General features: G+C 50.7%; 9 protein-coding genes and 1 pseudogene. 7 read left to right on the top strand and 3 right to left on the bottom strand.

What is annotated here, in order from left to right:
* Positions 1-39: 39 nt before the first annotated feature.
* Together ACO0LG_RS15445 and ACO0LG_RS15440 are read right to left on the bottom strand one after the other, a co-directional pair.
* Entirely contained in the window at positions 40-939 is a 900-nt protein-coding gene (locus ACO0LG_RS15445; RefSeq protein ID WP_423027836.1) for a heparin lyase I family protein, read from the bottom strand.
* 9 nt (positions 940-948) lie between these two features.
* The gene (locus ACO0LG_RS15440; protein WP_423027834.1) at positions 949-1,788 is read right to left on the bottom strand and encodes an NAD-dependent epimerase/dehydratase family protein; all 840 of its coding nucleotides are present in this window, start codon (positions 1,786-1,788) and stop codon (positions 949-951) included.
* 292 nt (positions 1,789-2,080) lie between these two features.
* On the opposite strand from ACO0LG_RS15440, the gene ACO0LG_RS15435 reads away from it, so the two are divergent.
* The 4 genes from ACO0LG_RS15435 to ACO0LG_RS15420 all read left to right on the top strand — a co-directional run bounded on the left by ACO0LG_RS15435 (position 2,081) and on the right by ACO0LG_RS15420 (position 8,996).
* Positions 2,081-3,073 carry a LacI family DNA-binding transcriptional regulator gene (locus tag ACO0LG_RS15435; protein ID WP_423027832.1) on the top strand — a complete coding sequence of 331 codons (993 nt, stop codon included), beginning with the start codon at positions 2,081-2,083 and terminating at the stop codon, positions 3,071-3,073.
* A 298-nt stretch (positions 3,074-3,371) separates the two neighbouring features.
* A complete protein-coding gene (locus ACO0LG_RS15430) occupies positions 3,372-5,267 on the top strand; it encodes a hypothetical protein (RefSeq protein ID WP_423027830.1) in 1,896 nt (631 codons plus the stop codon).
* A 115-nt stretch (positions 5,268-5,382) separates the two neighbouring features.
* Positions 5,383-7,803: a TonB-dependent receptor gene (locus ACO0LG_RS15425; RefSeq protein ID WP_423027828.1), complete on the top strand. Its 2,421-nt coding sequence runs from the start codon at positions 5,383-5,385 to the stop codon at positions 7,801-7,803.
* A gap of 182 nt (positions 7,804-7,985) precedes the next feature.
* Positions 7,986-8,996 carry a right-handed parallel beta-helix repeat-containing protein gene (locus ACO0LG_RS15420; RefSeq protein ID WP_423027826.1) on the top strand — a complete coding sequence of 337 codons (1,011 nt, stop codon included), beginning with the start codon at positions 7,986-7,988 and terminating at the stop codon, positions 8,994-8,996.
* A 13-nt stretch (positions 8,997-9,009) separates the two neighbouring features.
* Here the strand turns inward: ACO0LG_RS15420 and ACO0LG_RS15415 are convergent, their stop codons facing one another.
* Entirely contained in the window at positions 9,010-10,281 is a 1,272-nt protein-coding gene (locus tag ACO0LG_RS15415) for a DEAD/DEAH box helicase (RefSeq protein ID WP_423027824.1), read from the bottom strand.
* A 207-nt stretch (positions 10,282-10,488) separates the two neighbouring features.
* On the opposite strand from ACO0LG_RS15415, the gene ACO0LG_RS15410 reads away from it, so the two are divergent.
* The 3 genes and pseudogenes from ACO0LG_RS15410 to ACO0LG_RS15400 form a co-directional block, all read left to right on the top strand.
* Positions 10,489-11,016 carry a GNAT family N-acetyltransferase gene (locus ACO0LG_RS15410; RefSeq protein WP_423027822.1) on the top strand — a complete coding sequence of 176 codons (528 nt, stop codon included), beginning with the start codon at positions 10,489-10,491 and terminating at the stop codon, positions 11,014-11,016.
* Between the two features lie 209 nt (positions 11,017-11,225).
* Complete coding sequence (locus ACO0LG_RS15405; RefSeq protein ID WP_423027820.1) at positions 11,226-11,645, top strand: VOC family protein; 420 nt, start codon at positions 11,226-11,228, stop codon at positions 11,643-11,645.
* Positions 11,646-11,695: 50 nt separating this feature from the next.
* Positions 11,696-12,181 (top strand): annotated as a pseudogene (locus tag ACO0LG_RS15400) (DUF899 family protein); the annotation flags it as partial.
* Positions 12,182-12,192 lie beyond the last annotated feature (11 nt).

Genomic DNA, 12,192 nt, shown 5'->3' with positions numbered 1-12,192 from the left:
ATGCCATACACGCCAGAATGACGAGCCTTACTACGTGAGCTAACGGCAACTGGAATCCGGCTGGCCGCCACGCGTGATACCAAGATTGGCAAAATAGACGTAATCATCCTTGTCCTGATTCAACATCCCATGGTGCTTGCGGTAGATACCCCATTTCGGGCGCATGTGGTCTGCCCCTGTGCGCCATAATTGCAAGCCTGCGCTGTCGATTTCCAATACGGGCTTATCGTCCTGCCCGCGCATACTCAACTGATAACGCCCGGCAGAATTTGAGAATGTGATCTGCTCACGCACGTCTATCCATTGTCCCTGTATCTGCGACAAAGCCACTGTGCCGAGTACATGATAAACAACGCCTTCGTTTTTCAGGTCATCGATTTGCCGCACCTCCATACGTCCGCCGGACAATGGTGTAAAAGTGATCAGCGGTGGCTCAGCGAAGCGGCCTCCATAGGCCTTGATTTGATGGATATGCGTAAATGAGGGTGAAAACTTCATGCCTGCATCAATCTTGAAACGCCAGCTATACAAAAAGCTGTCATTTTCGCGCGCCTTGAAGGCCTGGTGCATACCCATCAGACTGGGGGCAATCTTGATCTCGGTGCGAGAACGGTCGCTACCCTCAGTCATGGTCTTGTCATCCAGGTTGACATCCGTCGGATCTATCGCCACCACTGCAAAATAGGCTGGCACCACATCGTCGCCCCCTTCAATAATATGCGGCCTGGCTGGCGCGTAGTGCGTATCACTTGGCGCCTCCACCGCACCCCTGCCAAAAACATTTTCTATACGCGTATAAGTATCCGTGCCACCCGGCTTTTGCGCATTCAGGCACAAGGTATTGCCGGTTACGCCGGAAGTCGCATCAGCGGCAAAAGCGCTAATAGAAGAGATGGCAGAACCGACAAGCAAACTGCCAGACAAGATAAGTGAACGCATGAAGCTGCCTCAGTCCTGGTATTGCGGCCCGGCCACGACAAATGGCCCGCCCTGATAGGTGCTGGTCTTATCGTCAGCATCAGGCCAACTGGCGGTCAGAGGGAAGCGACCTGCGAACTCGCTAGAGCTATCCTTGGGAGTAAACCCGAGGTGGGCTGCCTTGCTGTTGTCCCACCATTTCGCCGGATTGTCCGAGACGCCAAAGACGATGCTATGACCCACCTTGGGCGTGAACAATGCCGCCTTGATCAGGCCCAGCAAATCATCGTAACTAAGATAAGTCACCATCATGCGGGTATTTCTGGGCTCAGGAAAAGAGGAGCCTATGCGCAGGCATACCGTCTCTATGCCAAAACGGTCATAGTAATAACGTGACAGCGCTTCGCCATAAGATTTGCTGAGGCCATAAAAACCGTCTGGCCGTAGCGGGCTGTCCGCATTCACTTTCTCTGTCGTAGGGTAAAAACCAACGACATGGCTGGAACTGGCATAAATAACGCGCTTGATGCCCTGCTTGTGTACCGCTTCATACAAATGGTACATGCCCAGGATATTGGCCTGCATGATAGGTTCAAACTTGTCTTCGACAGAGATACCACCAAAATGCAGCACGGCATCGACATCTTTCAGCAAGTCAAATACCCCTGCCCTGTCGGCCAGGTCACAAGTCTGCGCCTCTTCGCCAGGTACCAGGTTTTCTATATCGACGATATCGCTGAGCCTGAGTATTTTCGTCCATGGCTTCAGGCGTTCCCGCAAAACCCGCCCCAAGCCACCGGCGGCACCGGTCAATAGCAGGCGATTAAAAGGTTTTTCACTGGATTGCTCGTTGAATTGATTACTCATCATCATTTTCGATTGTAGTTTGGTGTCGGCCCTGATTCGCTCAACTTGCTCAAAAAGGGCAAATCAGACTTAGTTAAACGTTTAACTAAGTATATAGAATTTTTTGCCGGGGTCAAATATTTCCTTTGCATGTTAAAGAAAATCCACCACCTATTTTGAAGATTGATGCGTCTGGCAGACTAGTCGACAATGGCATTGATGCCTGCCTGCCAGTTTGTACGGTAAGATGCACGCTGAATTGAGCTGGCGGTTAAACGCTTACAGTCACACACCGTCTGGAATATTTTTATACGCGATGAAGAAAAAACCACCGACCATACGTGATGTCGCCGCTGAAGCAGGCGTCTCCACTGCGACTATTTCCAAATTCATCAATGGCACCCAGCGTTTTTCTTCTACCGTAGAAGCCAGGATCACAGCGGTCATTGACAGTCTGGGCTACCGTTCCAACCCACTGGCGCAATCCATGATCACAGGGCGTACCAAGTCCATAGGCCTGTCGATACTGGATGTCAGCAATCCTCATTTCACCAGCATCGTCAAAGGGGCCAACCGCATTGCCATCGAACATGGCTACACGCTGCTGCTGGTCGATACCGAAGAAAACCTGGGTCGTGAAAAACCGCTGATAGAAGCATTGAGCCGCCGTGTCGATGGCATGATACTTTTTTCACGCATGAGTGAAGCCGACCTGAGCTGGACTGAACAACTGGAAAAACCACTGGTATTCTTTGGCCGCCTGAGCCAGCTCAGTTCCCCCTGTGTCAGCAGTGACGACCACAAGGGTGCCTACATGCTGGCGCAACACCTGCTGACTCTGGGTCATAAGCGCATTGCCTATATGGGTTTCAATAAATCCCGCCGCGATGAAGAACGCTTTGACGGCCTGCAGGAATGCCTGAGCGAGCATCAATTGACGACAGAAATTTATAATGTTAATTCGCCTTCCGCACAAGAAGGCGAGCGTCTTTGCTCATCCATCATGCTGGGCAAGCAGCGTCCCGATGCGGTGGTTTGCTATAACGATTTAATGGCACTGGGCTTCATGAAAGAAGCACAAAACCTGGGCTTTGATATTCCCAGGGATGTCTCTATCGCTGGCTTTGACAATATCCAGTATGGCCGCTACACCTCACCCGCGCTGACATCGGTGGATTTGCAGAGTGAAGAAATGGGTGTCGCAGCCATGCGCACGCTGATCAGCATCATCAATGGCGAGACCGCCAAAGCCCTGACCACCATAGAGCCGCAATTGATTTTGCGTTCTTCTGTCATGAACAGAAAATGATCCCGCTCTTGCGCTGAACAACATTGACAACACAAACCCCCTTTGTGCAAAAAAGCGACATTCTTAGACAACGTTTTCTTTAAAAGAATGCAGTGCATGCCTTAGCATGCGCAAACTCTTCGCCTTGTCGTTTCATCGCAAACCACCTGCAATAATTCTCGCAGAAATTAAAAAAACAAAAATCAGGTTTACCTTCAATTTGAATTCATCTACTATTTAGTTAAACGTTTTCCTAATTTATTTCAAAGCTGTATTTGGAACAATATGTCCAGGGGAAACATAACAAACCAGGAGATGTATGCCGTACCGCAATCCCATCCTCAATAAGCTGTGCCAGCTCTGCATCGCAGCATCGGTACTGACGCTGAACATGGCTGCGGCAAGCAATGCTGACCTGCCTGTACCTGTAACACAGGCGCAACTGTCCATGAACACGCTGGTGCAGCAATCAATCTATCCCCAGCTTGATTACCTGTCGCAAAAGCTGTTAACTGAGAGATTGCAAACCACGCTGGCAGGCTACCCTGCCTTCAATGGCAAGGATAAATTCTTGCCCGGTAAAATCGCCACCGGCCTCGCCCATTTAATGCTGAACCCTGCTGTGACTCCAGAGGCAAGGCGCAAGGCGGCAGAAAATTTCCGCACCAGTGCCGACATGACCGTCGATATGGAAAACCATACCTGGGGCATTTACTATTATTTGCTGGCGCTGCAACAGATACAGCAAGCGGGTTTGCTGGAGCAGGCAGTCAGCCCGGCCACCCTGGCTACGCTGAAGAAGCAACTGGACTGGCGCAGCTTTGTCAATGAAGCTGACCTGAAACTCATCAACCTGCCCACCAATTATTATGGCGTGGCATTTGGTGTGGCACGCTTGCGCATGTTGCTCGGTTGGGAAGATGCCAGTGGCAGTGAAAAACTCTTGAATACCCTGCTTGCACACTACGATGCCCACTCGGGCGAGTATGGCTTTTCTGATGAAACCGATGGTGAAGGTCGCTTTGACCGTTACAGCATTTTATTGATTGCCGAGATTTGCCACAGGCTCATAGAAACAGGCAAGGAAGTCCGGCCTGATTTGAAACTGAAACTCAGGAAAGCCGCAGACATTGCCCTGAATATGGCAAATGACAAAGGCGATGGCTTCAGCTTTGGCCGCAGCATAGGTGCTTATGGTGATACTGCCATACTCGAAATTCTGTCGGCATCCGCTTATCTGGATGTATTGACACCTATTGAAAAAGATTATGCCTATGCCTACTCTACTCGCATATTCAACAAGTTTTTGAGCTTCTGGTATGACCCGCAACTGCACTCCGTCGATCTGTGGGGCAAGGGCAGGAAGACAGATGCTTACCGTGGCGCGCACAGAGTGCTAGGTGAAAATTTCTCGCTCTTGCATCAGTTACTGACCACCAATGAAATCTGGCAAAAATTAGGCTATGACCAGCGTATACCGCTCGCTGACCTGCAGGCATGGGCAGATAAAACCCAGCCAAGATTTAGCTTCAACTGGTTTGCCAGGGGTGAGTATGACAGGGCACTGGCGATCTACCGCGACCGCCAGCATGTCTTCAGTTTGTTGCTGACTAATGGCGGTGCAGGCCAGCATGCGAATAGTCCCTACTACCCGCTACCGTTTTCAAATGATCTCATCGTTGGCATACCAGACAGCGGCTTTGCCCATCCCCAGCTTATCCCCAGTCTGACACTGGCAGATGGTAGCAAACTGCTAGCCACCGCTTTCATGAGCAATATCCAGACTGGCAAAACAGAAAAAACTGCATTCATCAGCTATCAGCAAAGCGGGCTGACACGCATGACAGGTGATGGTAAACCGCCGCAAAAAGATGAACGCATAAAGCTCAATAGTCGCTACCTGTTTGAACCGGGCAGCATCAGCAGAAGCGATGAATTTACAGCGACCGGCAGTACACAGATACAGCAAGCCAGCCTGGAGTTCAGCAGTTTTTCTGATGATGTCAGACAAAATGGAAATCACATTTATTTCAGCAAAGGTGGTGTCACAGAATTCATTGTCGAAGGCCTGGAGAAATGCGCAGTCAAACGGGTAGTGGGCGACGCTTATTTCCAGACCCCGGCAGGCCGCTTCATCAACCATATCAGTTGCAGTACGCAACAGTTAAAACCTGGGCAGCCACTGAAAATCAAATGGACGATACGGTATCAATAGAATTTCACAGCGAAAATTTAACAAAGAAAACTTGGTAACGAAGACTTAGCAGTGAACATTCAGCAAAAAACCAGCAGTAAAAAATAGTACAAAACTACAATATCCGGAGACAAGAATGTCGGCACAATTCCGTAACAAGCAACATCCCATGCAACTCAAACCCCTGAGCTTTGCCATCAGCCTGGCCATGCTCGGTCTGGCACAAACAGCCCAGGCGCAACAGGCAACTACCGCAGAAACTTCTGATGGAAAACTCAATGAAGTCGTGGTATCCGCCAACAAGCGCATAGAAAAACTTGAGCATGTACCGATGGCGATTTCGGTCTTGGGTGATGCCACCTTACAGCGCAATAATGTCAGGGAAATCGCGGACGTCATCAACCTGTCACCCGCATTGTCAATCACCTATGGTTCGACACCAGCCAATAATGGCATCAATATGCGCGGTATAGGCACGACATCGATAGGCATAGGTGTAGAAGCTGACGTGGCAGTCATCATCGATGATATTCCCATGGGCATGCAGGTCAAGGCCTTCCAGGATTTGACTGATATCTCGCGCATAGAAATTTTGAAAGGCCCGCAGAGCACACTGTTTGGTAAAAGCGCGATTGCCGGTGCGGTCAATATTGTCACCAAGCCCATTTCCGGCCCGCTGGCAGGCAGCGCCAGCACCTTATATACCAGTGATGGCGAATGGCGCTTTGGCCTGACTTATGGTGGGGAAGTATCCGAGAAATTCGGCTTCAGGCTCAGTGCCAGCGATAACCGCTTCCCCGGCAATGTGAATAATCTGACTGATGGCAGCAAGGTCAACGGCTCTGGTGGCAAGACCTTCATGGCCAAACTCAGCTGGCATCCTACCGACAATATCGATGTCGATTTTTCGCCACGCTATAACAGCACGGTCACATCCTGCTGCGTGTTGGCATTGACCAGCCTGACACCGGCGCAAGGCGGCCTGTTGTCGAATATCGCGCAACTGCCAGCCACAACTTTATTGAATGGCATACGTATAGGCCCGGACAACACTGATGTACGCAATGACACCATGACAGGCCAGACCTCCACCAGTCGTGGCGCAGGCTTGAAATTCACTTACAACTTTGCCGATGGTTCTTCGCTGACCTCGATTTCTTCACTTGATCGTTATTATGCCAATGACACACGCGACCAGGATTTTGTCGATGTACCCACCCTGCTTTATTATCCGCTGGCGAATGGGAAACCCGCCGGCGTCAATGCTGGCTATACCCAGTACGGCACCTTCGACGTCAAATCACAAACCCAGGAATTGCGCTATACCTCGAATGACAAGAATTCACTGCGTTATGTGATCGGTTACTGGTATGGAAAAAATTCCATAGAACGTCATTTCATACGCGGTTATAACGGTATTGCTCTGACCACACCCATCCAGTATTTCACGGACACGTATAACGTCAACAGCGCCGTGTTTGGCCAGGCGACCTGGGACTTTGCCAAGAATTTCAGCCTGCTTGCAGGCTTGCGCTATAACCGTGAAACCTCAGGCAACCGTTTCTCTGTAGGTGCGCCGCCACCAGGCGCGTTTCTACAGACTGATTATTTTTCCAGCCTCGACAATACTGAAAATGCCACGACAGGCAAACTCAGCCTGCAACACCAGGTCAACAATAACCTGATGGTGTATGCCATGGGTTCTACCGGTTACAAAGGCCTGGCGTATGACTTAACCAGTGGTTTGACTGCTGCCACCGCTGCCCAGCAGCCAGTCAAGTCAGAAACTGCCAAGACCTTTGAAATCGGCCTGAAAGGTAATTTCTTCGACAATCGCCTGACGCTAAATGTCGCCGCCTTCAACAGCAAGTTCAGCGACTACCAGCAAAATTCTGGCGGCTATCTGCCGGGTACCACGACTTATGTTACCCGCCTCAATAGCGTAGGTGGCGTGCAGACACGCGGCGTGGAGATGGATGTCTCCGCACTGGTCACCAGGGACTTGATACTGAATGGCAGCATAGCCTACACCGATGCCACCATTACAGAGTTCCCAAATGCCCCTTGCTATAACGTTGCTGGCAGCCCGAATGGTGGCTTCAATGCTGAATGTCAGTTGAAGTCCGTGCAATATGGCGGCCAAAACGTGCAAGACCTGGCGGGAGCAAGGATGCCGAATGCGCCCAAGATCAAGGCCAATATTGGTGGCCAGTATGACCTGCGTTTCAGCAACCTGCCTTTCGATGCTTTCATCACCGGCAGTGTACGCTATCAAAGCGATGTCATCACCAATTTGAACCAAGATCCTACACTGGCCGTATCTGCCATCAGTGTGACAAATATCGGTTTTGGTATCAGGGATAAGGTGAACAAGTACAAACTGAGCTTCTTTGTCAATAACCTGTTTGACCGTCACTATGCCAATACCGGTTTCACTGGTGTCGGTAGCTGGAGTTCAAAAGCACCGAATCCTGTGCTGACGGTGACCAACACGACCTGGACACCTGCCCGTGACGCCTTCCGTTATTTCGGGGTCAGGCTGGACGCTAAATTCTGAATATCTTCAGCGACTAAAGTAGCGTAATAAGCTGCGTGATGAATAGCCAGCGCCGTTCATCACGCCTCTGAATTTCATACGTTTTCCCCCTTTTCAAATTACGGCATTCCTGCCGGATGGCTTTCTGCTGTCTGTTTTTATAACGAGAAATTAATCCCATCCAAACAAGCAAGGAGTACATCATGTTATCTGCAAGACCAAATAGCAAAACAGTGATCCTGAAACCGGCTTTGACATTCATTACGCTACTCGTAGCAGCATTGCCAGCAATGGCGACGACTTACAAGGTAACAACGGCCAAGGAATTGCAGGACGCCATCAGCAAGGTAAAAGCCGGTGATGTGATACAACTGGCGGCAGGCACTTACAAAGACAAGTTCGTCATCAAGAACAAAAATGGCAAGGCTGACCAACCGATACAATTGGCTGGCCCCGCCGGATCATCTGCCGCCGTGCTGGTGAATAGTGGTGGTTATGGCCTGTATCTCGATCACGCGAACTACTGGATCATTGATGGCATCACCGTCAATAATTCCGGCAAGGGCATCATCCTTGATACTTCCAGCAACAACGTACTGCAAAACCTGACCGTGCATGATGTCGATGATGAAGGCATACACTTTCGCGCCTTCAGCACCGACAATGTATTGAAGAACAGCCACATCTATAACACTGGCAAGAAACAGGCCGGCTTTGGTGAAGGTGTATATATAGGATCAGCCAATTCCAATTGGTGCACCTATACTTCATGCAACCCGGACAAGAGTGACCGCAACAAGGTGCTGACCAACAGCATAGGCCCGAATGTGAATGCAGAGGGCATAGACATCAAGGAAGGTTCGTCCGATGGTCTGATACAGGGCAATACCTTTGACGGCAGCGGCATCAGTGGTGAAAACTATGCCGACAGCGTGATTGATGTCAAAGGCAATAATTACGCCATCACCGGCAATACCGTCAATAACCACCCAACTTCCGGCGATAAAAACCTGCTTGATGGTTTTCAGGTGCACCAGGCTTATACCGGCTGGGGCAAGAACAATAAATTCAGCAGCAACCGCTTCAACCTCAATACCAAGGGATATGGCCTCAATGTGCAGTCAGGCCTGACGGGCAATATCGTCTGTGACAATAACTCGGTAACAAATACGACAGGCGGTGTCGCCAATGTCGCACTGAGCCATTGCCAGTAATAAGCATGGGGCTTTAGCCTGGCTGCCCGTCTTTGGCTGCCTGTTCGCGCAGCTTGTCTTTCTTGCTTTTACGCTTGCCCTTGATGCCGCCAGTCGGCGCATCAGGGCTGGCTTCAGAATCTGTCTGGTTTGCTGCAATTGCCGCAGGTTCAAAACCGGGCAAGGTTTCGCGTGGCACACGTTTGTCCTGGCGTTTTTCTATCAGGCGGAAATGCATTTCATGCTCAGCCAGAATAAAGCTGATTGCGGTACCACTCGCACCGGCACGGCCAGTGCGGCCTATGCGGTGGATGTAGTCGTCTGCCGAGCGCGGCAAATCATAATTGACAACCGCAGGCAGGCCAGCCACATCAATACCACGGGCCGCCAGGTCGGTCGCAACCAGCACCTGTATGCGGTTCGCCTTGAAGTCAGTCAGCATGTGCTGACGCGCACCCTGGCTGGCATCGCCATTAAATGCCTCTGCCTTGATACCTGCTTTTTTTAATTTATTGCTGACAGTGTCGCTCGCATATTTGGTGGCGACAAACACCAGCACGCGTTCCCATTGCTGCTCTTTGATCAGGTACACCAGCAAGCGGGTACGCTTGTCACCATCCACTGCTATCGCTCTTTGTGCGATATCAGGCAGGTTCTCAATCAAGTCGGCAATCGCGATGCGCACTGGCTCATGCAGCATGCCTAGCGCCAGCTTTTTGACTGCTGGCGAAAAGGTCGCCGAGAAAAACAGGTTTTGCCGTTTGTCAGGTAATTGCTCAAGTATGCGTTTGATTTCATCGGCAAAGCCCAGATCCAGCAGGCGGTCTGCCTCATCCAGCACCAGTGTCGCCACGTCTTTTAAAGACAGGGCATTGTTATCGAGCAAATCCAGCAAGCGGCCCGGCGTACTGATGACGATATCAGCCCCGCCACGCAAATGCATCATTTGCGGGTTGATGGACGCACCGCCATAAATGACGGCCACCTTCAGCTTCTTTGGTAAATGCTCTGCCAAAGCCTCGATTGTTTGCCCTACCTGGCCGGATAATTCACGGGTAGGTACCAGTACCAGGATCCTGACTTTACGCTGTTTGCTACCCTCTTCCATTTCTTCTTGCACACGTTGCAACAGCGGCAAAGCAAAGGCAGCTGTCTTGCCAGAACCGGTCTGTGCCAGAGCCATGACATCTTCGCCAGCCAGCACTGCTGGAATCGCTTCTGCCTGCACAGCAGTCGGAGTCGCATACTGGCGTGCAGCAACCGCTTGCAAAAGTTCCGGGATCAGGCCGAGCGTGTCAAAATTCATGGTTAATTTCAAGAAGGGGAAAGAAATTTCATGCAGGGCGTTACACTATTGATATTAACGCTCTTCAGAACATGGCTAATGCCGCAATGTTACTACCTCACTACGTCACTTGCGCATTGTAGTGCAAAACCGCTTTAACTCAGCCGCATCATCCAGCATAAACCAGGTCAGGCAATCTCTGTGGCGACTCATTAAGGAGCGAATATTTTGACAATCATTACCTTGATCAAGGCAGACATTGCCCAGCATAAAGATGTGCTCATAGACATGAATATTGAATATATGCGTTGGGTAGCGACAAAAATTACCCAGGAATTTGGCATAGCGACCGACACCTTACTAGGCATGTCACTGGGGGAATACGTACCCGGCGCGCTGGATAAAATCTGCGGCACAAACACACCTGACGGCATGTTTTATCTGCTGAAGGTCGATGAGCAGTATGCCGCCATGGGCGGCATACGGGGTATAGGGGCAGGCGTTGCAGAAATCAAACGGCTGTATGTATTACCGGCCTTTCGTGGTTTACGGCTTGGTGACATGCTGCTACAGCGCTTGCTCGATGATGCACGCAAGCTGGGTTACCAGCAAGTGCGCCTCGACAGTGCACCCTTCATGCACGCGGCTCACCGTCTCTATGAGACGGCAGGGTTTACGGATTGCCCACCCTATGAAGCTGCCGAAGTGCCTGCTGTCCTGCATGCAGGCTGGCGATTCATGGAATTGCGCTTTTAGCAAAGACGCCAGGCAATTCTTTCTGGCAAAACCCTGAACTATGTGAGATGCCAAACAGGCAAACAAGCACACTTGCTGCAGCTTGCCGCTACATCTGCTACATCTGCCGCCTCTGTTGCATACGCAATCGTGAACGGGATCATGCTTTTGATTTTGCCAGCTACTGTGGCAAAGTGGAGCCATCTCAATCACTGATGAAGGGAATTCTCATGCAAGTTGACACTATCCTGGCCTTTGGTGGCCACAGCGAAGCAGCTATCAAGTTTTATGAAAAAGCACTGGGTGCAGAAGTGCTCGTCATGATACGCTGGAAAGACAGCCCTGATCCAGGCCTGCGCACAGTATCGTCAGACCCTGACAAGATCATGCATGCATCGTTTCGCATAGGCAACACTACGCTGATGGCAAGCGATGGTATTGAAACCCTGGTTCATCCGGACATCAAGGGCGTCACCCTGAACCTGGAAGCCAAAGACGATGCCGAGGCGCAAAAGTTATTTGCCGCACTCAGCGATGGCGGCAAGGTACAGATGCCTTTGGCAAAGGCGTTCTGGACATCCTTGTCTGGCATGGTCATCGACCGTTTCGGTGTGTCATGGATGGTGAACGTCGCTTCGCAGACAAACTAGAACCAACCGCCATAAGTAGAATATGCAAGCTAAGGAGACTTTCACATGGTATACCGCAACGCAAGTCAGCCATCGAATTGGCAAGCAAGAACACTGTGCATTTCCCTAACGAGTGCAAAGAATACAGGCTGGCCCGGAATGCTTCACTCTCGGAGGAAATTGAGCTAAGGCGTCAGATAGAACGCGTGGCAGAACAACGCCGCGCGTTACCAGGAGGTGGTGAAGTATCCAGGCAATATCACTTTGACGGTGAAGATGGCCCTGCCGACTTCACCGGCCTTGTTTGGCAACAAGCAAATTCTGGCGATTTACAATTACATGTTTGACATGTTTGGCCCGAAACGTGAACGGCCTTGCCCCATGTGCACCTCTTTACTGTCGGCCTGAAATGGCCAAGCAGCAGATGTCGCGCAACGCATCTCTTTGGTGATCATCGCCCGTTCCCGCATTGCACGCCTGATTGCCTTTAAAAAAGAACGCGCTGGCAACACCTCAGACTGTATTCCGATGTCAGTGGCGACGACACCCGCGATTACGTCAGTGCCGG

Source organism: Undibacterium sp. Ji42W, assembly GCF_049340405.1.
Lineage (GTDB): Bacteria > Pseudomonadota > Gammaproteobacteria > Burkholderiales > Burkholderiaceae_D > Undibacterium.
Note: the sequence above shows the minus strand (reverse complement) of the source record. Positions and strands in the feature narration are given on the sequence as shown.